Source organism: Corynebacterium sp., from assembly GCF_030532715.1.
Lineage (GTDB): Bacteria > Actinomycetota > Actinomycetes > Mycobacteriales > Mycobacteriaceae > Corynebacterium.
Map to the genome: position 1 here is coordinate 276,954 of NZ_JAUNKO010000003.1, position 23,162 is coordinate 300,115.

Here is a 23,162-nt window from a genome sequence, read left to right on the forward strand (position 1 = left end):
CTCCATGATGTGACGGGCGCTTGTTTGGTGGACACTCCAACAATCGATAGGTTATGCTTGCCTAAAGTTCGGTTGGATAGGGAGTAGATGGCAACAGCGTCGTGTTTCTTGCAACTTTTCTCATTGGGCTGCGCGAGGGCCTCGAAGCCGCGCTCGTCATCGGCATCCTGCTGGCGTACGTGACCAAAGTGGGACGAGCTGACGCCCGATCGAAAATCTGGTTGGGCGTGGGGGTCGCAGTTGTCCTTTCCGTCATTGCCGGCGCCGCACTGACATTCGGCCGCTACGGGTTGAGCTTTGAAGGCCAAGAATTGCTGGGAGGATCGCTTTCGCTGCTCGCGGTAGTGATGGTCACCTGGATGGTTTTTTGGATGCTCCAAGCGGGCCGAACCCTCAAATCGGAGCTCGAGGAAAGCGCCAGTAAAGCGTTGCTCGCCGGTGCTGGCTGGTCTATGTTCTGGCTGGCAGCCATCACGGTCGGCCGCGAAGGTTTGGAAACTACCTTGCTGCTCTGGGCATGGTCAACCGCCCCAGTCGCCTTGCTGGGTGCCCTCGTTGGGATTCTCGTGGCGGTGGGGTTAGGTACCGCGATCAGCAAAGGAATGCTGCGAATCAATATACGTACCTTTTTTAACTGGACCGGTGCGTTTTTGATTGTGATGAGTGCGGGCATTTTGGCCTACGGTATTCACGATTTGCAGGAGGCGCGATTTTTGCCGGGGCCGTTTTCGGGTGCCCCGATTACTCCGACAAACTTCCGCACCGGTGAAGTGTTGGTTGGGTTTGCCGATCAACCCTTCTGGGGCGCGGCATATCCCTTCGGCTGGGCTTTTGACGTCGGGCACATTATTGATCCGGCGGGGTTTGTAGCGGCGTTTTTAAAAGGGACCATTGGTTTCGCGCCCATGATGTCCTGGTTGGAAATCACAGCTTGGGTGTTGTATTTGGCAATCGTGTTTCCCGCATTTTTGCGGCGAGTACGAAGCCGGTGATCAGTCATGCTGCCGACTGAGACATGCGCTGTTCATCCGCACTTGCGCAATGTCACAACATGAATTCAAGGAGAAGCCATGTCCACGTTTAAATTCCTCTGCGCCGGCATCGGTGCGCTGGCAACATCGGTTGCGCTGACTGCTTGCGTTGATAACAATGCAACGACTCAAAGCGAGGGCTCTGCCGCAGCAGGCGACGCGATTGCCGTGTCCTCCACAGCTGATGCATGCACGGTGGCTACGAATACCGCCGCATCGGGTACTACTACATTCGAAATCGCTAACGATGGCGACAAGACCACCGAGTTCTACTTGCTCGGTTCGGACGGTTTGCGAATTGTCTCGGAGAAGGAAAACATCGCCCCAGGGCAAAAGGCAAGCATGACGGTATCGCTGCAGCCAGGGGAGTATTTCACCGCATGTAAACCCGGAATGCGCGGCGCCAACATTGGCCAAACCGCTTTCACCGTCACCGGCGATCCCATCGAACTTTCCGGCGAAGACCAAGAGCTTTTCGACGCCGCGGTGCAAAACTACGTGAACTTTGCCAAGAACGAAGTTGCCGAACTTGTCCCAGGCGTGGAGAAATTCGCCAAGGCGTACGCAGACGGCGACGATGAAACCGCCCGCAAAGAATACGCCAAGGTACGTATCCACTATGAGCGTATCGAACCAATCGCCGAGGCGTTGGGCATCCTCGACCCGCGTATTGATTACCGCGAAATCGACTATTTGGCGGAGGCCGACCTGTTGAAAGAGGATGACTCCACCTTTGACCAATGGCTAGGATTCCACCGGATTGAAAAGGACCTGTGGGTACCCAAGAAGGACAAATTGCAGCCGGACGGCACCTCCGCCTATGAGGATTGGAAGCCTTCCGACCAAGCAACCCGAAAGGAAATCAGCGAGACACTCGTCAAGGACGTCAACAAGCTGTACGACGAAATCCACTCCGATAAGTTCATCGAAGAGCAACAGCTCAACATCGCTTCGGTGTCTAATGGAGCGGCAGCATTGCTCGAAGAAATCGCAGTGAACAAGATCACCGGTGAAGAAAACTGGTGGAGCGGCTACGACCTGTGGGATTTCCAAGCCAACCTCGAAGGTTCCCGCATCGCTTTCGATTTGGTGGCGCCCATTGTGGAGCCGAAGTCGGATGACGGCAAAAAGCTCGTAGCTGAAATCGAGAAAGCTTTTGATGATCTCCAAGCGGAACTGGAGAAGTACGGCAATTACGAGGATGGCTTCAAGCTATATGACGAAGTGTCCGAGTCTGAGCGCAAGGAGCTCACCGCCAAACTCGATGCCGTGCGGGAACCCCTCGCTAAGCTCACCGACCTCACTTTGAAGTAGCCGCGGAAAGAAAGGCCACCGGAGTAATGTCCGACTCACCTGCCAACACGGGATTGTCTCGGCGTGGATTCCTCGCACTGCTAGGTGCAGGAGGCGCTGGCGCGGCTGGTCTAGGAATGCTCACGGGGTGTTCGTCCACCCCTGAAGAAGCTGACCTCACCTACGAGTTCTACGGTGAACACCAAGCGGGAATCATTACGCCAGCCCAAGATCGCATGCACTTTGCGGCATTTGACATTGTGGCGGACATGAACCGTGACGATGTGATCGAACTCCTCCGGGATTGGACGTATGCAGCTAGTCGGCTCACGTTGGGTTTGGGCGTCACAGCCAGCGGGGCGTTTGATAGTGGCCCGTACCTGCCGCCCGAAGACACCGGTGAGGCCGCTGACCTGCCCGCTAGTGGGTTAACAATCACCTTCGGCTTCGGGCGGAGCCTGTTCAAAGATGCGGAAGGCAAGGATCGATTTAACATCGCGGATAAAATACCCGCGGATTTCGCGCCGTTGCCCAAAATGGTCAATGACTTCATTGATCCCGCCATGAGTGAAGGTGACATTTGCGTCCAAGCTTGTGCTCATGATCCGCAAGTTGCCGTGCATGCGATTCGAAACCTCACCCGCATCGCTTTTGGCCGCGCGGTTTTGCGCTGGTCGCAGCTCGGATTTGGGCGCACGTCTTCGACTTCGACCACGCAAAAGACTCCACGAAATCTGTTTGGTCAGAAGGACGGCACCAGCAATATCAAAGCCGAAGAGCCAGAACGGTTGAAAGAACACGTCTGGATCAACGATGGTTGGGCGCGGGGTGGAACCTACTTGGTTGCCCGCCGCATCACCATGACTATTGAAGTGTGGGATGGTGTACGGCTCGAGGAACAAGAGCGAGTCACCGGCCGGGACAAGCGGGAAGGCGCGCCACTTTCTGGAGGGGATGAATTCACGCCACCTGATTTCACCGCCACTGATGACACGGGGTCGTTGCTTATTGATGAACGATCCCACGTCGCCCGTGTCCACCCCGACAATAACGATGGCATCGCCATGATGCGCCGCGGTTATAACTTTGTCGATGGAAATGATACTCAAGGCCGGTTGAATGCGGGCTTGTTCTTCATCGCCTTTGTGAAAGCCCCGGGACGATTCGCCAAGGTGCACAAAAACATGGCGCGGGACGACATGTTCATCGAATACCTCAAAACCACCGGATCAGCGGTGTTCTTGGTTCCGCCGGGTATCCAAGAAGGGCAATACGTCGGCCAGCAGTTGTTTGAGGCATAGGAGGGGACGCGTCGCGGAATCGCATTCGTCGCGTCCTGCTCTGGCAAGAACGGCGCTAGGTGCCGAATATGGTGACTGCTAGCGATACTGCCAACACTAAATTGAGCGGGCCCATGAGCAGTCGATTTTTGTTGTTGCGTGAGAATACGGTGGTAAGTACGTCACGGCAGACCAATGCGAGTGCGGCGAAGAGTATCGCTAAAATTGTTGGGTCGTGCTGCCCAGGGAGGATTCCCATATAGCAAAGCAAAAGTATGATGAGTGCCGCGTATGCGATGATGGCAATCACGCAATAGCCACGCCGGTTTGTGAACGGGTTAGCGAACACAACGTCAGCTAAAGGCATGCCCATTACGATCCCTAGGCGCAGGAAGATCTGGATCGCGATGGCGATGAGGGCTATGACAAAAAACGTAGTCTGCATGCGAAACACCTACTGGTTTTACTTATGGGTTGTGTAGGTTTCATCGTCTATTTTCGCCTCCATGTTTCGGCCAAGTCCGGCGCGTAGCTCGGCTTATTGCTGTTTAAGTAAGATCTTATTAAACTTGGATTGTCGGTCTTGCTACCGCCTGGGAAGGCCGCGCCCAGCCGTGCCGAAAGGAAATGTGGTCTCATGCGAGTCAATCTGGTGACGTGGAACAACTCGAGGCCCGCAATGGTTTCGGCATTGTTTGCGATTCTGGCCATGATGCTAACGCTTTGCGTGGTGCCGGCGGCGTGGGCTGCGGCGGACACGGATGGTGCGGCGTCGAGAAGCGTTGAGGTGGGGGACGTGCAGGTTTCGCGGGTGCTGGGCTCGCCTGGCGATCAACTGCGGCAATGGGAGTTTGCGGCGTTCGATTTTCAGTGGAGTGCACCGGCGGGCGTCGTCAGTGGGCAGCGTTTTATCGTGCACTACCCGGACGGGTTTCACCTGTACGGCAATGAGGTGTTCCAGCTGAAAAGCAAGGACGGGGAAATTGGCGGGGATTGCCACGTGCGTGCGAATAATCAATCCGTCACTTGCGAATTTAACGAGGAGTTTGCTGGTCGTCTCAATGTTCGAGGTACCTTGCACACGGAAGTGCAGGCCCAGACAACCACCACGGATAGTCACCTGACCATGACTATCGACGGCACTGTTCACCGCGTGGCGTTGCCCGGTGCGGGCGGCATTATCGGCGCCGGCGACCACGTGGGTGGCACGCTACACACGCAAGGCTGGTATAACGACGACTACGTCACCAGTGGGTGGCGCGTGGATATCCCCGGCCCCCTGCTCGCGGGGCGTGAGTCCGCGGCAGTGCAGGTCACCAGCACTCTCAGTGGGCATAAACACAAGTTCGATCCTGCCGTGCCGCCGAAGGTTACGGCGCACACGATGAATCACCAGGGGGGCCGCCCCGAGGTTGATTCACAGGTGGGCGAACAAAACGTGAGCAAGTTTAAGGTGAGCCCGGACGGTAGCACCGCCACCTTCGAACTCAACCCCGTCAACGCCAGCGGCCAGTGGGAGCCGACGCTGCTCTACCGGTTGCGGTACAGCTCCCAAACCGCGGACGGACAGCCTGCGCCGAAGGCCGTGGGCACTACGAACACAGTTGTGGTAACCGGGGCTGGCCAAGACTTCAGCGACGAAGACACCGTGAAAAATTGGCAAAGCAGTAGCGGCACGATCCACGGTGCGAAAAAGGCTAGCTATGAGGTTCGACAAGAGCTTTCCGACGCCGCGTCTCGCGAGCTCATTCCCGGTGACGCAACGTTCGGTATCACGGCGTTGATTACCACTCCGGACGGGGAATATTGGGAAGAAGAAATCAAGACTTCTCTCGACGGCAACACAAGTGGGCCGACCGAGTTGCCGGAAGGGTCGGTCGTTGAATTGGGGCAGGTGACCACACCGGAGCTTCCCGGCATTACCTTTGGTCAACCCACGTTTGTGGCAGCGACAGAGGAGGGTGCGGGGGCGCAGCAGGCCAGTGAAGACCTAGAGTTTCTGGACGGTGGTTCGCGGGTTCGTTTTACTACCGTGGCATCCCGGAATATTAAGGTGGTGTTGAAGAATACCGTCGTTGGAGCCATGGCACCGTTCGCGGTATTGAATAAGGTAAGCGGTTTGGATGCGGACACAGAGCACGAATTCACATTCGACTATCGCTGCAAGGTCGGTGACGACACTGAAACGGGGCAAATCAGCGCGCTTGGTGACGGTCAGCCCGCGCTAAGCGATCGCGAATTCCCTGTGGGTACCGAATGTGTGATCACTCAAGATGAGAAGGCCGCGGCGCACAATGGTTACCGGCTGATTACTGAACCGCAAAGCGGGAAGCGTACCGTGACAATCACCGGGAACAACAACATTGCGCAAGCCCAATTTGTGAATGTCTATGCTCGCCGGGTCGGCGGTCTGGCGATCACGAAGGAGATGAGCAACGAGGCCGCGACTGAACTCATGGGGGATCAGGAGTTTAAGTTCGAAGCTTCCTGGGAGCTGAATGGCACGAAAGAGGTTCGTGAATTTACGCTGCGGGCGGGCGATGTGTACTCAGATTTCCCACCGCTGCCGCTGGGCACCAAGGTCACCCTGCGGGAGCGCGAGATTCACGGTGAAACCTCGTGGACAACGCCGGCGTTTAACGGCAGTGTCGGTGGTGCGGTCGAAGATCATGGTGACGGAAGTGCCACCATCTCCGTGCTTGATGAGGAAGCGGAACTGCTCGTGACCGTGATTAATCATCCGGAACGTGGTTTCGGCTGGTTTTCATTGTTGAATCTGATTCCCATGTTGGGCGGTTTCGGAACTTCGATACGCGAAAACTAACAGTATTTAAGTTATATTTTAGGTTTTTGAATAGTTGCTTCATGTCCGCAGCGTACGAGGCTGCGGACGATCGGGGTTGGCAACGGGGCGCGTGCAGTTTTCGACACCGGGGCGCTCGCCTGGAGATGGCGGGGGTAAATAATGCTGTACCCCTGATGTCCTGGGGAAATGGCCGGGGAAGTGGTGAATCTGCAGCTTGGGTTGCAGCGGTACATTGGCTGCGATAGTTAAAACTTGTCAGCATGGCTGATGTAAGCGTTTACTTATGCTCTAGTGAGTATCGGAGTCACTATTCTCAGTTTGTGTTGGGGAGTTGAAAGCGTCGGGGCTTCCGCCGCAGCCAAGCTGGGGATAGTGGGCACAATTGAAAGGAACGTCGTCGAATGCGACTCAAACCGGTCACCTGGAAGGCGATCTGGGCTGTCGTTGCGGTCATCGTCGTGGCATGCAGCATGCTGGTCGTGCCTAGAGCCACGGCGCAAGAAGCTGGAGCTGACACGACCTCAGCGGCCACAGAGCAGCAACAAGAGGAATCAACAACCGAGGAGCCGGAATCCGATGCAACGGATTCCGATACAACTGGTGTCAATGAACCAGGTGCTGGTGCGAAAACTCCAAGTGAGGAACGCGACGGAGCTGAGGATGCTGCGACGCCTCCTGCTGAATTGGTCGAACAGCCCGCGCCGGAAGCCGAGAAGGTTATCCAATTCGGCGAAGTTCGGGTGACCAACGGTTCGAATAAAGACCCGAATGCCACCTTGAAGCAGTGGCAGCTCGGTGTTTTTGAAGTGGACTGGATGGCGCCCAATGGTGTGACCGAGGGCCAAAAGTTCTCCATCGTGTACCCCGAAACGTTTACGCTGTACAACTCGGAAGTTTTCCCGTTGTTGGACGAGGGTGGTGTTAAGGGCGGAGAATGCACCGTCAGCCAGGGCGATCGCTCTATTACCTGTATCCTCAACGGTGCCTTTGTGAATCGCGATGATGTGCACGGCACCCTGCGCACCGAACTGCAGGCCACGAAGGCGTTGGAGTCGCGCGAGGTCACTCTGAACCTCAACGGTCAGGCGAAGGTTGCGTTTCTGCCGGGCAACGGTGTTGGCGTCGAGGGCGTTGTGGATAAATTCCCCAAGGAACCTCGGAAGTGGGGTTGGTACTCCAGCGTTGGGAACACCGCTACTTGGACCATCAATATTCCTGGCGAAAACCTCGTGAACGCGCCAGCTACGCTTCACGTGAAGGATTCGCTGCACGGTTACGGCCATAAGTTCAAATCAACGCCGAAGATTTACGAATATGAGGCAGTGGTTGAAGACGGTGAGCCGACGCTGCCCGAGGCGAACAAACGAACTGCGCTGAGCGGAAACGCAATGAATGTGCAGCATTCGGGCAACACCATCGACTTCGATGTTGAGCCTCCGAACCCAGAGAAGAAGTGGCGCACCGACCGTTTCTACCGAATTATCTACACCACCGAAACCCATGACGGTAAGTTGGCGCCGGTGCAGCCGGACAACGTGAAGCCGAACGACCCAGGTGCGGAGAAGTACTTTACGTGGAATGAAGTTTCGGTTACCGGGGTCTCCAAATTCAATGTTGCGACGATTTCTCGCAAGCAACGCAGCCTTGGCACGATTACGGGCGTGAAGCGGGGTTCCTACGAGGTGACCAAGAAGGTCACCGGCGTGGACGGCACCCTGATTCCTGCTGATGCGATGTTCAAGGTCAAGGCGGAAGTGTTTGGTGCGGACGGCAGCAAGCTGGCAACCGAAGAGATCTCCATGCCCGCAAATGGCACTCAAAGTGGCCCGAAGGAGTGGAAAGCCGGCACCGTAGTGGTGTTGAGCGAGATTGATTTCCCGCAGGTCCCAGGTATCAACTTCACCGATTACCAGTTCAAGCCCGGTGAAGGCACCAAGAAGGAAGACGTTGAGCTGCTCAACGACGGTAAGTCCATCAAACTGAAGGTGGTTTCCAACGCTAACGTGAAGGTGGAGCTGGAAAACATTGCCGCTGAGCTGGACACTGACGCCCCGTTCGCGCTGGTGAAGAACACCGCTGGCGTGGACAGCGCCAAGGACAAGGAGTTCTGGTTTAACTACACCTGCCGCGTGCCCGGCAGCGACATTGTTGCTACTGGCACGATGAGCATCCTCGGCAACGGGGAGGCCAAACTCAGCAAGGAACGGTTCCCGATCGGCGCTATTTGCGATATTGAAGAGGACGTTAGCAAGGCCGGCATTGAAGGCTACGACCTTGTTGCTCACCCGGTTGACTTCAAGCGCAGCGTTGAAATTACCGCCGAGCCGAACGTGGTAAAGGCAGAATTTACCAATACGTACGTGCGCATGACCGGTAGCTTGGCGGTGACCAAGAAGATCGACAACGAGCGTGTCGACGCCGTGATGCGCGACGAGGAATTCAAGTTCGAAGCTTCCTGGGATAACAACGGCAAGACTGAAAAGCGTGAGTTCACCCTGCGCCCCCGTGACGCATACTCTGACTTCCCGAAGTTGCCGCTGGGCACGAAGGTGACCATCAAGGAGATCCTTCCAGAGCGTACTCCGTGGGCTACCCCGGTGTTCGAAGGTAACGTTGCGGACGCAGTCCAGGATAACGGCGACGGTTCCGCCACCGTGACCGTCATGGCTGACGATGCCAAGCTGCTGGTCACCGTGACCAACTCCTTGGAAGATCCGGATAACCCGCCGCTCGGCTGGCTTGGTTTGCTGGCGTTCAGTCCGTTCCTGTCCGGCGGTTCTTCTGGGTCCTCCGGCTCGAGCAGCAATTCGACGCAGACCACTGCGCCGAGCAAGCCGAGCGAAGCCCCGAAGGCTGAGAATGGCGCCCAGAACACCGCAACGAACAACGCCACCAATGCTGGTCCGCGGCAGCTGGCTCAGACCGGTGCAAGCGTGATTGGGATTGCGGTATTCGCCCTCGCGATTGCAGGCGTAGGTTTGTTCCTCGTTCGCAGGTCTCGTCGAAATTCCTAGTGCGCAGGCACTACCATAGCTCGTATGAGCTACTTGAGCGCCCGTAGTCAGGTCCAACCATTTCGGGTCATGCAGATCCTCGCCGCCGCGCAACAGCGGCCGGGATCCATCATGATGTGTGTGGGACAGCCGACTACGGGCGCTCCGCGCGTTGTGGTCGAGCAAGCCCAGCGCAGCCTCGTTGAGCACCAATTGGGCTACACCGCCACGCTCGGTATTCCGGAACTGCGGGAACGCATCGCCCGCTGGCACCGCGATACTTACAGTTCGAACACCACTGCACGGAACGTGGTAGTGACTACCGGGTCCTCTGGGGCGTTCGTGGCGTTGTTCCTTGCAGCCCTCGACCAGGGGGAAGCCATTGCCATGGCGCGTCCCGGATATCCCGCCTACCGCAATACCGTCGAGGCCCTCGGCGCGCGTATCGTAGAGCTTCCGTGCGGGCCGAGCAATCGTTTTCAGCCGACTGTGGCGCAACTGGAGGCGCTTCCGGAAGCGCCCCGCGCGCTGATCGTAACCAGCCCGAATAATCCCACCGGCACGATTATTGATGCGGAAGTACTGCAAGGAATCGCGCGGTGGTGTGAGGCACACGGCTGCCTGTTGATTTCCGACGAAATCTACCACGGCATCAGCTACGGCAGGCCCTGCGTCACCGCCCGAAACTTTTCCGACGAGGCCGTCGTTGTGGGCAGCTTGAGCAAGTTCTTCTCCATGACGGGCTGGCGCCTCGGCTGGCTTATCGTTCCCGAATACTTGCTTGAACCGTTGGAGAATTTGCAGGCGAACCTGGCGTTGTGCCCGCCCGCGATATCCCAATACGCCGCCTTGGCAGCGTTTGACGACGCCGCCTTGGCCGAGGTTCGCGGGCACGTTGCGCGGTACGCGGCGTCGAGAAGCATGTTGCTGGAACGGCTCCCGCAACTTGGGTTCAATCACTTTGCTCCGCCCGACGGTGGGTTCTACCTGTATGTGGACGTCTCGCACCTAACGAACGATTCGGAAGCCTGGTGCCGTGAGGTGCTGGAAACCACCGGTGTGGCGTTCGCACCGGGCGTGGACTTCGACCCCGTCGACGGGCACAAGTACATTCGAATCAGCTTTTGCTTGGACACTGCGCAGGTCGCCCAGGCGTGCGAACGGATCGCGGAGTTCTTACGCTGAGGTCCCGAAACTTCAACGTTTCGTCGCGTTGCGCTAGGTTGCGGGCCGGTGATGCTGAGCGTTGCCTTGTACGTGCATTGGAAATGCCGAAAGAGCAGTGTAGGAACGTAACGCGCAACAGATTCGTGCGATAATTCTGGTGTGGCTGTAACCAACAAAATCGCGAATGTTCTGTCCAACCGTTACGCTTCGGAAGAGCTCAACAGTTTCTGGAGTGCGGAATCGAAAATTATCCTGGAGCGGCAGCTGTGGATCGCCGTGATGAAAGCCCAGAAAGACCTTGGGGTGGATATCCCGGCCGACGCCATCGAGGCATATGAGGCTGTGGTTGACCATGTGGACCTGGATTCGATTGCAGCGCGGGAGCGGGTGACTCGGCACGACGTGAAGGCGCGGATTGAGGAATTCAATGCGCTCGCTGGGCACGAGCATATTCACAAGGGGATGACCAGCCGCGATTTGACGGAGAATGTGGAGCAGCTTCAGATACTCCGCTCATTAGAACTCATTCGTGATAAAGCCGTTGCTGTGGTGGCGCGCATTGGCGAGCGTGCGGCTCAATATCAAACGGAGGTGATGGCTGGCCGGTCGCACAATGTTGCGGCGCAGGCGACGACGTTGGGGAAGCGCTTTGCTAGTGCCGCTGATGAAATGCTGGTGGCTATCGAACGTGTGGAGGAGTTGCTCGGCCGGTACCCGCTGCGTGGCATTAAGGGGCCGATGGGCACGTCTCAGGACATGCTGGATTTGATGGGTGGCAACGAGATCAAGCTTGCGTCGCTGGAAACTCGCATCGCCGATCACCTTGGATTCCACCGCGTGTTCGATTCTGTGGGTCAGGTGTATCCGCGTTCGCTGGATTTCGACGCCGTGTCTGCGCTCGTGCAATTAGGCGCGGGTCCGTCGTCGTTGGCTACGACGATCCGGTTGATGGCGGGCAATGAGATTGTCACGGAAGGGTTTAAGGAGGGCCAGGTCGGGTCTTCTGCGATGCCCCATAAGATGAACGCTCGTTCCTGTGAACGCGTGTGCGGTTTGCAGGTGGTGTTGCGCGGTTATCTCACCATGGTCGCGGATCTTTCCGGCCAGCAGTGGAACGAGGGGGACGTGTTCTGTTCGGTGGTTCGCCGCGTCGCCTTGCCGGATGCCTTTTTTGCCATCGATGGGATGTTTGAAACTTTCCTGACGGTGTTGGCTGAGTTTGGTGCGTTTCCCGCGATGATTTCGCGCGAATTGGAACGTTATCTGCCATTTTTGGCTACCACCCGCATTCTCATGGCGGCGGTGCGCGCCGGCGTGGGACGCGAAACTGCTCACGAGGCAATTAAGGAAAACGCTGTTGCCGTGGCATTGAATATGCGTGAACAGGGCGCGGAGCAGGACTTGATTGAACGTTTGGCCAAGGACAAGCGCATCCCGTTGAATGCGGCCCAGTTGCAGGAGGCCCTCGCTGATCGGCATGCGTTTATTGGTGCTGCGGAATCTCAAACTGCGCGGGTGATTACTCGGATTCAGGAGTTGGTGTATCGGCATCCGGAGGCCGCCGAGTATAAGCCTGGCGATATCCTGTAGTCGGGTGTGGCGTGTGCGGCGCGGTAGTGACCAGCACCATACCCTACGAAAGGGGTGAGCTGCGCACGGTGAACTCGGTAGTTCGCGGCCGTTTTCCTTGGGTTTCGCGCTCGCTTGGGGTGGCTGTGTGTGCTGCGGGGACGGTGGCGAATTTGCTGGTGTGAGTGTTTGGCTTGTTGTGTTTGAAACCGAATGACATTGGGGGACGCCGCGGACTAGAATCTTTTCCTATGCGTCCAGAATTGTCCTCGTACAACCACCTTTCTGCAGGTAAGGTTCGCGAGATTTATGAAATCGACGATGAAACACTCCTCATGGTGGTTTCAGATCGAATCTCGGCTTTTGATCACATTTTGGAAACCGAGATTCCAGACAAGGGTCGTGTCCTTACCGCGATGAGCATGTTCTTTTTTGACACGATCGATTTCCCCAATCATCTTGCCGGCCCGATTGATGATCCGCGCATCCCCGAGGAGGTGCTGGGTCGGGCGATGGTGTGCAAGAAACTGGACATGGTGCCGTTTGAGTGTGTTGCGCGGGGTTACCTTACTGGTTCGGGCTTGCTCGAATACAAGGAAACTGGCACGGTGTGCGGGGTGGAGCTGCCGGAGGGTCTGCGTGAGGCTTCGAAACTTGCGGAGCCGATTTTTACGCCCGCGCGCAAGGCGGAACTCGGCGCTCACGATGAGAACGTGGATTTCGACGTCGTGGTGGAAAAGCTTGGCGAGGCCCGTGCGGAAGAATTGCGCACGGCGACGCTGGAAATTTACGCTCAAGCTGCGGAGATGGCGCTGGAGCACGGGCTTATTTTGGCGGATACCAAATTTGAATTCGGGCTTGATAGCGATGGCACACTAGTGCTGGCCGATGAGGTGCTTACTCCGGATTCTTCCCGATATTGGCCTGCAGATGGGTACGCGGAGGGACGTACTCAGCCAAGTTTTGATAAGCAATATGTGCGGAATTGGCTGTTGAGCTCAAAATCCGGGTGGGATAAAAACGGCGCAACCCCGCCGCCTCCGTTGCCTGGCGCGGTAGTGGAAGCTACTCGTGAACGCTATTTGGAAGCGTATGAACGCATTTCAGGCAAAAAGTTTTCGGAATGGATTGGGTGTTGCGTATAGCGCACTAATCATGTGATTGCCCTGCAGGTGTACTGCGGGGCATTATTTTTGCCCAAAAGAGCTTGCCAGGAAAGCCTATCCTTACTACTATTCATGGTGGTCAATCGAACGGCCGAGTGAAAGATCAACCGTACGGAGGGTACGCATGCTCAAAAGAGTAGCTGCGCTTGTCGTGTGTGCTTGCACAGCGTTAAGTGCTTGTAGTTCACCGAATTCAGACAGTGAAACTCAAACAGCCAGTGCAAGTGGCGCCGTGGTGGTCACTGACGTGCTGGGACGTAAGGTCGAATTCGATGCCCCGCCGGAGCGCATTATTCTCGGTGAAGGCCGCGGCGTGTTCGCTACCGCCATCCTGGACAAGGACAACCCGTTGGACCGCGTTGTTGCCATCGGCAACGACTTGGCAAACGCCGCACCCAGCTACCGGGAAAAACTCGTCGAAGCCATACCGGCTGCTAAAGATATCCCCGAGATTGGTGGTCTAGCCAAGGGCGACGTCACCGTAGAAAACCTGCTTTCCTATAACCCTGACGTGGTGGTGATTACGGCAGATCATCACGACTCAATTTCCAATACGGGAATGTTGGCGCAAATGGAGGAAGCCGGTCTGAAATACGTGGTTACTGATTTCCGCCAGCATCCGCTAGAGAACACCACCAAATCCATGGAGGCGTTTGGCGCGTTGCTCGGCAAAGAGGAGCAAGCTAAGGAGTTCAATCAGGAATGGACCAACACCGTCGACAAGGTTACTGAGCGCACCGCAAAGGTTTCGCACCGGCCGAAAACTCTGCTGTGGCGTGCTGCCGGTTTGAAGGATTGCTGCGCGACTGTGAAGGATTCCAATCTCGGTGAGCTGGTCAACCTCGCGGGCGGCGACAACCTCGGCGACCATATTCTCACTGGCGACGAAGGCGATATCACTGCGGAGAAGGTCGTCGCTGAACAGCCAGAGGTGATTATTGCTACGGGCGGCTCTTGGGCCCCGAAAAAGGACAAGCCGGAGGTATTGCCACACGTTGAACTCGGTTATGCGGCAACCGAACAACAGGCTGAAAAGACCTTGCAAGGGTTGCTTGCCACCCCCGGTTTCGATCAACTCGACAGCGATATGTACGCGGTCTGGCACCAGTTTTACGATTCCCCGTTTAACTATCTCGTGCTGGAACAATTCGCCGTGTGGTTGCAGCCGGAACTATTCCAAGATTTCACCCCAGAAGAGGACTTTGTAAAGGCACACGAGCAGTACGTCCCGTTCTCGGCAAGCGGCGTGTTCTTTGTCTCGAATCCTGACAACAAATGACACAGCACATTGAGGTGACCGCTTCCGCAAGCACTACCGAGCCTACGTCGGAGGCGGTTGCACAGATCGTCGCGGACCACAAACGCACCGTTGTTTGGCGCTTCGCCATTATTTTCGCCTTGTTGGTTGCCGCGGTGATTGCGTTCGTGGTGAGCACCATTGTGGGCCCCGTGGACCTAAGCGTCCGCGACGTGGTGGTTGGGATTATCGATCCCCAATCGTTGAGTAGCCGTGATTACACCGTGCTGTGGCGACTGCGCTTGCCCATGTCGGTGATGGCGCTGCTTGTGGGCATGGCGTTGGCTTTGGCTGGCGCGCAGATGCAAACCATCCTGGGCAATCCGCTTGCCGAACCGTTTACGCTTGGCATTTCGGCAGCCGCGGCGTTTGGCGGGGCGGCGGCGATTGCGCTTGGTTGGACCGTGATTAGTCAGCCGCAATTCAATTTGGCTGCCACTGCTTGGGCTGCTGCGATGCTGGCCACGACGATGATCGTTGTTGCCGCAGTGGTGCGTGGCGCCTCCGCCGAAACCATGATCCTCCTCGGGATTGGGCTGGTGTTTCTGTTCCAGGCGCTGCTGGCGCTGATTCAGTACCGCGCCACCACCGAGGCGTTACAGCAGATCGTGTTTTGGACCATGGGTTCGCTGACTCGCGCGACGTGGATTGCAAACGGCGTGATTGGTGCGTCGTTGTTGTTGGCGGTGCCGTTGTTTATGGTGCTGTCGTGGCAGCTCACCGCGCTCCGGCTTGGCGACGCCCGCGCCCGCGCGCTCGGCGTCAACGTGACACGTTTGCGGGTGGTGGTGCTCATAGTGGTTTCGCTGCTGGCTGCCACCGCCGTGGCATTCTGCGGAATCATTGGATTTGTGGGCTTGGTTGGCCCCCATGTGGCGCGCATGCTCGTGGGTGAGGATCAACGTTATTTCATGCCTGCTTCCATGGCTGCGGGTGCCCTGATGCTCTCTGCTTCCCACGCCGCGAGTTTGTTGATTATCCCCGGGCTGGCGATGCCCATTGGCATTATCACCGCGCTTATTGGGGTGCCGTTCTTTATCGTGATCGTCATGGCCGGGAGGAGGGCGCTATGGTGACCGCCACAGATACGGTTAGCACGTTGGTGATCGAAAACGTTTCCGCTAGCTACGGTCGGAAGAAAGTGCTGGATAATTTCTGCACCTCGCGCCCGATTGTCGGCGGGCACGTGACCGGCCTGTTGGGCCCCAACGCCTCCGGCAAATCCACCCTCATTCGAACGCTAGTGGGAACGAATCGGGAGATAGGGTACGTGCCGCAGGAGATCCCGGATACCGCGGCATTGTCCGCGCTCGAGACGGTGCTGGTGGGTGCGCGGCGGGCGGGTGCGGAACACCCGGTGCAGGCCGCGGCGTCGACACTCGCGGAGTTGGGCGTGGGGCACGTGGCGGGACGCTACTTGCGTGAATTGTCTGGCGGGCAACGGCAACTCGTGGCGGTTGCCCAGATGCTCGTTGCGCAACCGCAGCTGATGCTTCTCGACGAGCCGACCTCGGCGCTGGATTTGCACCGTCAATTGTTCCTACTCGCATTGCTGCAACGAAAAACGGCGGAACAGGGTGCGGTGGCGCTCGTAGCCATCCATGACATCAACCTTGCCGCACGAATGTGCGCAGAGCTTGTGGTGATGCGAAACGGTGAGCTCGTCACGCAGGGGCCGCCACGGGAGGTAATCACGCCCGAACTATTGCGCGACGTGTACCGCGTCGAAGCGGAGGTCTTGTGCCACGGCGATGTGCCAGTGGTGACGCCGCTGGGTACCATCGGGATGCATGACTGAACGCGTAACCCCGCCCACGGCGAACAAAGTCCCCCTGACCCGCAGCCATCACGGTAGGGAATTCATAGATAACTACGAGTGGTTGCGGGACAAGACGTCTCCAGAAACAATCGCCTACCTGGAAGCGGAAAACGAGTACACGGCGTCGCACACCGCAAACCTCGCGGCGCTGCGGGAGAGAATCTTCCAGGAAATTAAGGGTCGCGTCAAAGAGACGGATATGACTGTGCCGACGCGCTCCGGCGACTGGTGGTATTTTGTTCGCACCGAGGAGGGGAAAAGCTATAGCGTGAGCTGCCGAGTGCCCGCGCACGACTGGAACCCGCCGGAGATCACCCAAGACGCGCTGCCCGGCGAACAAGTCATTCTGGATTCGAATGAGCTGGCGGAGGGGCACGAGTTTTTTGCGCTTGGCGCCGGTTCGGTTACGCTTTCGGGCCGCTACTTGGCGTATTCCACGGATGTTGCGGGCGACGAGCGGTACACGCTGCGCATCAAAGACCTCGCAACGGGCGAACTGTTGAGCGATGAAATTCCCGGTATCGCCGCCGGCGCGGTGTGGGCGGGGGAAGACTACGTGTTTTACCAGCGCGTTGACGCAGCATGGCGGCCCGATTCGGTGTGGCGGCACCGGGTGGGCACGCCCGCCAGCGAGGACGTGCAAGTTTTCCACGAGGCTGACGAACGCTTCTGGGTGGGTGTGGACGCTACCCGCAGCGAAAAGTACTTGCTCATCGAGCTCGGATCGAAAACCAGCAGCGAAGTGTGGGTGCTGGAGATGGACAATCCCACCGGCGAATTCCGTTGCTTGGTGCCGCGTGAAGAACGCGTGGAATACGGCGTGGACCATGCGGTAGTGGCTGGTGAGGACCGCTGGCTGGTTGTACATAACGCCACCGGACCGAATTTTGAGTTGGGGGAGTGCGCAGTGGGCGAGCTCCACTCGCTGGCCGATTTGAATGTGTTGGTCCCGCACAATGACGACGTTCGCATCGAGGGTGTGGACCCCTTTGCCACCCACATAGCCTTCGGTTACCGTGCTGGCGGCATCGGCCGGTTAGCGTTGATGAAGCTGGACCCCGGCTACACCACGTTTACCGAACTGGAGTTTGCGGAGGACTTGTACAGCGTGGGCACGGGCAATAACCCCGAGTGGGAAACCCCGCGCCTCCGCTACACGTACACCAGTTTTATTAGCCCGTCGAGCATCTATGAGCTCGATGTGCAAACCGATGAGCGAACCCTGTTGAAGCAGCAGGAGGTGCTCGGCGGCTACGATCCAACGGACTACACTGCCACGCGCCTGTGGGTTACCGCGCGCGATGGGGTGCAGGTGCCGGTGTCGTTGGTGCACCGCGCTGACCTTGATCTTTCGCAACCGAATCCCACATTGTTGTATGGCTACGGCTCGTACGAAACCCCCATTGATCCCGGGTTTTCCGTGGCCCGCCTCAGTATGCTTGACCGCGGAATGATCTTTGCCGTTGCACACGTGCGCGGCGGTGGTGAAATGGGCCGGAAGTGGTACGACACCGGCAAGTTATTGGCGAAGAAAAACACCTTCACCGACTTTATCGACGTCGCGGACTACCTCATCGAGCAAAAGGTCACCGCGCCGGAGATGTTGGCGGCCAATGGTGGGTCTGCGGGCGGCTTGCTCATGGGCGCGGTGGCGAACATGGCCAGCGACAGGTTCCGCGCTATCGCCGCAATCGTCCCGTTTGTTGACCCCCTCACCAGCATTCTCATGCCCGAGTTGCCGTTGACTGTGGTGGAGTGGGAAGAGTGGGGCAATCCGCTGGCCGATCCGGAGGTCTACGACTATATGGCTTCCTACGCCCCGTACGAAAACATCGAAGCCAAAGCGTATCCAAATATTCTTGCGGTGACTTCAATCAATGACACCCGGGTGCTGTACGTGGAACCCGCGAAGTGGATCGCGGCACTGCGCGCTACAGCGACCGGCGGTGAATTCCTGTTGAAAACGGAAATGGCGGCTGGACACGGCGGGGTTTCCGGCCGCTACGATAGCTGGCGCCAAACCGCCTTCGAATTCGCCTGGATTATCAATCAGGTCACCGGCAAGCTGGACTAATCGTCCATACGGCCACCCTGGCGGGGCTGTTCCAATAGATGGAACAGCCCTATAGGTTCGGCTGGGGTTCCTCTTACGATCACTCAGTGTGCGGGGCATCACTATCGGTGCCAACGTTTCGCCTTTGGATCGGAGGAACCATGAAATATACGAGTGTGTGGGACGATCTCGCGGAAGTCGAGTTCAGCCAGGGATACGTGGAGGCGGGCGGCTATCGAACCCGCTACCTTCACGCGGGTTCGCCGGAGAAACCAACATTATTGTTGCTCCACGGGATCACCGGCCACGCGGAGGCCTATGTTCGCAATCTTCGCGCCCACGCCGAACACTTTAACGTCTACGCCATCGACTTTATCGGCCACGGTTACAGCACCAAACCGGATCATCCGCTGGAGATTCCCCACTACATCGACCAGGTGCTCGCGTTCCTCGACCACCTCGGCGTGGAAAAAGCGTACTTCTCTGGCGAATCCCTCGGCGGCTGGACCACCGCGCGGCTCGCACAATTGCACCCCGAGCGCGTGGCGCGCATCGTACTCAACACGATGGGCGGGACCATGGCGAATCCGCAGGTCATGGAACGTTTGTACACGTTGTCCATGGCGGCTGCGGAAGACCCAAGCTGGGAGCGTGTCCAGGCCCGTTTGGAATGGCTGATGGCCGATCCGAGCATGGTTACCCCAGACCTTATCCGTACCCGCCAGCGCATTTTCGAGCAGCCGGACTGGAAACACGCGTGCGAAATGAACATGGCGTTGCAGAACCTAGAGATCCGCAAACGCAATATGCTCAGCGACGATGACCTGCGCGCCATCCAGGCCCCAGCGCTGGTGCTGTGGACGACAAAGGATCCATCCGGACCGGTGGATGAGGGGCGTCGGATCGCTGAGCTGATTCCGAACGCCCGCCTCGCGGTGATGGAAAATTGCGGTCACTGGCCACAATACGAAGACGCCGACACCTTTAACGCGCTGCACCTCGAATTTTTGCTGGAGGGCTCCGATGCTTAAATTGTTGGCGATGTCGCACAGCCCGCTGCTGCATATCAACGATCCCGGTGCCGAAGTGAAAGCGGAACTCGATGCTGCGTTCGAGCGTGTTCGCAGTGCTGTACGCGAGTTTGACCCTGATTTGGTGGTGACGTTTTCCCCAGACCATTACAACGGATTCTTCTACGACCTGATGCCGCCCTATTGTGTCGGCTACGAGGCCGTTGGCGTCGGAGATTACGATTCCCAGGCCGGGCCCCTGGACGTGCCCACCCAGCTGAGCGAAGAACTTGCCCAATTCCTGCTCGATCGTGGGATCGACATGGCCATTTCGCGTCGCATGGAGCTCGACCACGGTGCGGTGCAGCCCATGGAAATCCTGTACGGCGACATCGCTGCCAAACCCGTCCTGCCGATCTACGTGAATGGGCTCGCTCGCCCCTTCGTCCCTATGGAACGGGTGCGCCGGATGGGCCAACTCGTCGGTGAATTCTTGCGTGGCCGTTCGGAAAAGATCTTGATTATTGCGTCCGGAGGGCTCAGCCACGATCCGCCAGTCCCGCAATGGGTGACCGCCACCGACGAGCAACGAAAGCTGCTGCTCAACGGCCGCCACCCCACGGAAGAAGCGCGCAACGCGCGGCAAGAACGCGTCATCACCACCGCCCGAGCGTTTGCGAAAGGCGAGGCGGAAATCCAGGACCTTAACCCCAGCTGGGATCGTAAGTTTATGGACGTTTGCGCCGCCGGCGACCCCACCCTTTTCGACGCCTACACTGCGGATCAAATGGACATTGACGCTGGTCACTCCTCGCACGAGGTGCGCAGCTGGGTCGCCGCATTTTCCGCAATGAGCGCCGCCGTGGACGGTTACGACGTGGCGTACGAATACTATCGCCCGATTAAGGAATTTATCGCAGGATTTGGCATCATGTTCGCGGAGGAGTGCGAATGAGCGAGTCCCTGCAACGCGTAGCCGGCGACCTGTTCGCGGCGTATCGCACGCGCACCCCGATCGCGCCACCGCGGTTGACCATTCCAGGGCTGGACGTAGCTGGCGCGTATAAGATCCAACAAACTCAAGAACGCGCATTTGAGGATGCCGGGCACCAGGTGGTGGGCCGCAAGATCGGCCTCACGTCGCTGGCAATGCAGCGGCAACTTGGTGTGGACAGCCCAGACTTCGGCTTTTTCACCGATCGCATGGTTTTCGCGGACGGTGACACCATTGAAGTCTCCCAGTTTATTGACCCCAAGATCGAACCGGAGCTTGCGTTTCGCTTAGGCAGTGATCTTCCGCCGGATGCAGACTTTGAGGCGGTGGCCGCGGCGATCGATTCGACGTTTGTGGCGGCGGAGATTATTGATTCCCGTGTCCGCGATTGGGACATTCGCCTCGTGGACACCGTAGCTGATAACGCTTCCTGCGGCGCTGTCATCCTCGGCGCCGAGCTGAAAAACGTACCTGTGTGCGACTTGCCAGGGGTTGCGGCGTGCATGCGGATCGGCGGCGAAGTCGTCGGGGAAGGCACCGGCGCGGCGGTCATGGACCATCCCTTGCACCCGCTGGTGTGGCTGGCGCGCACGCTCGGCGAACAAGATGTGACGCTGCGCGCCGGGGACCTGATACTCACAGGTAGCTTTTGCGGCGCAGCCCCCGTCGCGGCCGGTGACACAGTGACCGTCAGTTACGGCGACTTGGGCTCGCTTACGGCACACTTTCAATAAATCAAGGACATCACCCATGAGAAAATACACCGCAGCTGTGGTCGGCCCAGGCAATATTGGTACCGACCTGCTGATCAAACTGTTGCGCAACTCGCGCAACGTCGAACCCATCTACATGATTGGTGTGGATCCCGCCTCCGATGGCCTAGCCCGCGCCGAAAAACTTGGCGTTACCGCGTCTGCCGGTGGCGTGGATTGGCTGCTGGAACAATCCGTGCGGCCCGACCTCGTGTTCGAGGCAACCTCGGCGTATGCGCACCAGGCCAATGCTCCAAAGTATCGGGAAGCCGGGATCCGCGCCATCGATTTGACGCCGGCAGCCGTTGGCCCGTACTTCTGCCCATCGGTAAACCTTGATGCGCTCAAGACGGTGGACAACGTGAACATGATTACCTGCGGCGGACAGGCAACTACTCCTATCGTGGCGGCGGTGTCACGCGTGGTGGAGGTTGAATACGCCGAGATCGTGGCGTCGATAGCTTCGAAATCGGCGGGCCCTGGAACACGCGCAAATATCGACGAATTTATGGAAACAACCGCACGTGCGCTCGAGCGTGTTGGTGGTGCGCGGCGGGGCAAGGCTATTTTGATCCTGAACCCCGTGGAGCCGCCGATGCTGATGCGCAACACGGTGTACTGTTCCTTGCCGGCGGAGGCGGCAGAGCCTGGCGAGTTGCAGGATCGAGTACGGCAGTCAATCGATCAGATGGTTGAAACGGTGCAGGGGTACGTTCCTGGCTACCGCCTAACGGCCGAACCCCAGTTTGATCATGCGCGGCCGGAGTGGAATGGCTGGGGGCGCGTCACCGTGCTTATCGAAGTCCGCGGCGCCGCTGACTATCTGCCCGAATACGCCGGAAACCTAGACATCATCACCGCGGCCGCTGTGGCCACCGCGGACCGGTACGTGGAATTGCTCGAAGGAGGAAAATAAATGCCAACGATTCGCCTCAATGACACCACGCTGCGCGACGGCTCGCACGCGGTACGTCACCAATATACGGAGGATCAGGTGCGGCGAGTGGTGCGAGCACTCGATGATGCCAACGTTGAGATGATCGAGGTGACCCACGGCGACGGCTTAGGCGGGTCCTCCTTCAACTACGGGTTTTCTAAGGTCAACGACCTAGACCTTATCGCCGCGGCCGTCGATGAAGCCACTAACGCCCGCATCGCTTGCCTGCTGTTGCCCGGCCTGGGCACTGTCGCTGACCTGAAGGAGGCGCAACAGCGCGGGGCCAGTATGGTGCGCATCGCCACGCATTGCACCGAGGCTGACGTGTCTATCCGGCACTTTCAGGCCGCGCGTGAACTCGGGTTGGAAACCGGCGGTTTCCTGATGCTTTCCCACCGCATTGAGCCGAAAGAACTTGCGAGTCAAGCGCGCATCATGGTTGACGCGGGCTGCGAGTGCGTCTTCGTTGTCGACTCTGCAGGTTCACTGATTATGGAACAAGCTTCCGAACGGGTTGCGGCGCTTGTTGATGAAATCGGCGACGACGCGCAGGTGGGCTTCCACGGGCACCAAAACCTTTCGTTCGGCGTTGCTAATTCGGTGCTTGCGGTGCGGGCCGGGGCGTCGCAAATCGACGGTTCCTTAGCAGGCCTCGGTGCCGGCGCCGGAAATTCCCCCACGGAAGTACTCGCAGTTGCGTTCGATCGGCTTGGTATCCAGCACGGTGTCCGGAACGCCGAAATCCTCGCCGCGGCCGAGGATGTGCTCAAACCTATGGTCGAACGGCTCCCGAGTTTGGATCGTGGATCCATCGTCCAAGGCTACCGGGGCGTTTACAATTCCTTCCTGCTCCACGCGGAACGCGCTGCTGCCCGCTACGGCGTCCCCACCGCGGACATTCTCGCCGAGGTTGGGCGTCGCGGTTACGTCGGGGGCCAGGAAGACATGATTATCGACGTCGCGGTCGCCCTCCGCGACGCCGCAGCGTAGCGCGG

18 protein-coding genes are annotated in these 23,162 nt (G+C 58.2%); 17 read left to right on the plus strand and 1 reads right to left on the minus strand.

Translation table 11 applies throughout. The features are described 5' to 3' along the window. Nucleotides 1-101 precede the first annotated feature (101 nt). The 3 genes from efeU (at nucleotide 102) to efeB (ending at nucleotide 3,625) form a co-directional block, all read left to right on the plus strand. Nucleotides 102-992: an iron uptake transporter permease EfeU gene (efeU, locus tag Q4D83_RS06535; protein ID WP_303174032.1), complete on the plus strand. Its 891-nt coding sequence runs from the start codon at nucleotides 102-104 to the stop codon at nucleotides 990-992. 78 nt (nucleotides 993-1,070) lie between these two features. Beyond that, complete coding sequence (gene efeO / locus Q4D83_RS06540; RefSeq protein WP_303174035.1) at nucleotides 1,071-2,345, plus strand: iron uptake system protein EfeO; 1,275 nt, start codon at nucleotides 1,071-1,073, stop codon at nucleotides 2,343-2,345. A gap of 26 nt (nucleotides 2,346-2,371) precedes the next feature. Continuing rightward, on the plus strand, nucleotides 2,372-3,625 hold the full coding sequence (efeB, locus tag Q4D83_RS06545; RefSeq protein WP_303174036.1) for an iron uptake transporter deferrochelatase/peroxidase subunit: 1,254 nt from the start codon (nucleotides 2,372-2,374) through the stop codon (nucleotides 3,623-3,625). A 55-nt stretch (nucleotides 3,626-3,680) separates the two neighbouring features. Here the strand turns inward: efeB and Q4D83_RS06550 are convergent, their stop codons facing one another. Beyond that, entirely contained in the window at nucleotides 3,681-4,049 is a 369-nt protein-coding gene (locus tag Q4D83_RS06550; RefSeq protein ID WP_303174038.1) for a hypothetical protein, read from the minus strand. 192 nt (nucleotides 4,050-4,241) lie between these two features. On the opposite strand from Q4D83_RS06550, the gene Q4D83_RS06555 reads away from it, so the two are divergent. The 14 genes from Q4D83_RS06555 (at nucleotide 4,242) to dmpG (ending at nucleotide 23,157) form a co-directional block, all read left to right on the plus strand. Beyond that, nucleotides 4,242-6,428, plus strand: coding sequence for a DUF5979 domain-containing protein (locus tag Q4D83_RS06555; protein ID WP_303174040.1), 2,187 nt, complete (start codon nucleotides 4,242-4,244; stop codon nucleotides 6,426-6,428). Between the two features lie 383 nt (nucleotides 6,429-6,811). Then, the gene (locus Q4D83_RS06560; protein WP_303174042.1) at nucleotides 6,812-9,424 is read left to right on the plus strand and encodes a DUF5979 domain-containing protein; all 2,613 of its coding nucleotides are present in this window, start codon (nucleotides 6,812-6,814) and stop codon (nucleotides 9,422-9,424) included. A 24-nt stretch (nucleotides 9,425-9,448) separates the two neighbouring features. Continuing rightward, on the plus strand, nucleotides 9,449-10,588 hold the full coding sequence (locus Q4D83_RS06565; protein ID WP_303174043.1) for a pyridoxal phosphate-dependent aminotransferase: 1,140 nt from the start codon (nucleotides 9,449-9,451) through the stop codon (nucleotides 10,586-10,588). A 141-nt stretch (nucleotides 10,589-10,729) separates the two neighbouring features. After that, on the plus strand, nucleotides 10,730-12,160 hold the full coding sequence (purB, locus tag Q4D83_RS06570) for an adenylosuccinate lyase (RefSeq protein WP_303174045.1): 1,431 nt from the start codon (nucleotides 10,730-10,732) through the stop codon (nucleotides 12,158-12,160). A 230-nt stretch (nucleotides 12,161-12,390) separates the two neighbouring features. Further along, on the plus strand, nucleotides 12,391-13,284 hold the full coding sequence (locus tag Q4D83_RS06575; protein WP_303174047.1) for a phosphoribosylaminoimidazolesuccinocarboxamide synthase: 894 nt from the start codon (nucleotides 12,391-12,393) through the stop codon (nucleotides 13,282-13,284). 145 nt (nucleotides 13,285-13,429) lie between these two features. After that, nucleotides 13,430-14,584, plus strand: coding sequence for an ABC transporter substrate-binding protein (locus Q4D83_RS06580; protein ID WP_368502199.1), 1,155 nt, complete (start codon nucleotides 13,430-13,432; stop codon nucleotides 14,582-14,584). Further along, nucleotides 14,581-15,678, plus strand: coding sequence for an iron ABC transporter permease (locus Q4D83_RS06585; protein ID WP_303174051.1), 1,098 nt, complete (start codon nucleotides 14,581-14,583; stop codon nucleotides 15,676-15,678). The genes Q4D83_RS06580 and Q4D83_RS06585 overlap by 4 nt, the downstream gene beginning before the upstream one ends. After that, a complete protein-coding gene (locus tag Q4D83_RS06590; RefSeq protein WP_303174053.1) occupies nucleotides 15,672-16,400 on the plus strand; it encodes an ABC transporter ATP-binding protein in 729 nt (242 codons plus the stop codon). The genes Q4D83_RS06585 and Q4D83_RS06590 overlap by 7 nt, the downstream gene beginning before the upstream one ends. Then, nucleotides 16,393-18,495: a S9 family peptidase gene (locus Q4D83_RS06595; RefSeq protein ID WP_303174055.1), complete on the plus strand. Its 2,103-nt coding sequence runs from the start codon at nucleotides 16,393-16,395 to the stop codon at nucleotides 18,493-18,495. The genes Q4D83_RS06590 and Q4D83_RS06595 overlap by 8 nt, the downstream gene beginning before the upstream one ends. Before the next feature lie 140 nt (nucleotides 18,496-18,635). After that, nucleotides 18,636-19,505, plus strand: coding sequence for an alpha/beta fold hydrolase (locus tag Q4D83_RS06600; RefSeq protein ID WP_303174057.1), 870 nt, complete (start codon nucleotides 18,636-18,638; stop codon nucleotides 19,503-19,505). Between the two features lie 10 nt (nucleotides 19,506-19,515). Beyond that, on the plus strand, nucleotides 19,516-20,439 hold the full coding sequence (locus tag Q4D83_RS06605; protein WP_303174059.1) for a 3-carboxyethylcatechol 2,3-dioxygenase: 924 nt from the start codon (nucleotides 19,516-19,518) through the stop codon (nucleotides 20,437-20,439). Further along, nucleotides 20,436-21,212, plus strand: a complete 777-nt coding sequence (locus tag Q4D83_RS06610; protein WP_303174061.1) for a 2-keto-4-pentenoate hydratase — start codon at nucleotides 20,436-20,438, stop codon at nucleotides 21,210-21,212. The genes Q4D83_RS06605 and Q4D83_RS06610 overlap by 4 nt, the downstream gene beginning before the upstream one ends. 16 nt (nucleotides 21,213-21,228) lie before the next feature. Further along, nucleotides 21,229-22,146, plus strand: coding sequence for an acetaldehyde dehydrogenase (acetylating) (locus tag Q4D83_RS06615; protein WP_303174063.1), 918 nt, complete (start codon nucleotides 21,229-21,231; stop codon nucleotides 22,144-22,146). Further along, nucleotides 22,147-23,157 (plus strand): 4-hydroxy-2-oxovalerate aldolase, encoded by a 1,011-nt coding sequence (dmpG, locus tag Q4D83_RS06620; protein WP_303174064.1) that lies wholly within the window; start codon nucleotides 22,147-22,149, stop codon nucleotides 23,155-23,157. Nucleotides 23,158-23,162 lie beyond the last annotated feature (5 nt).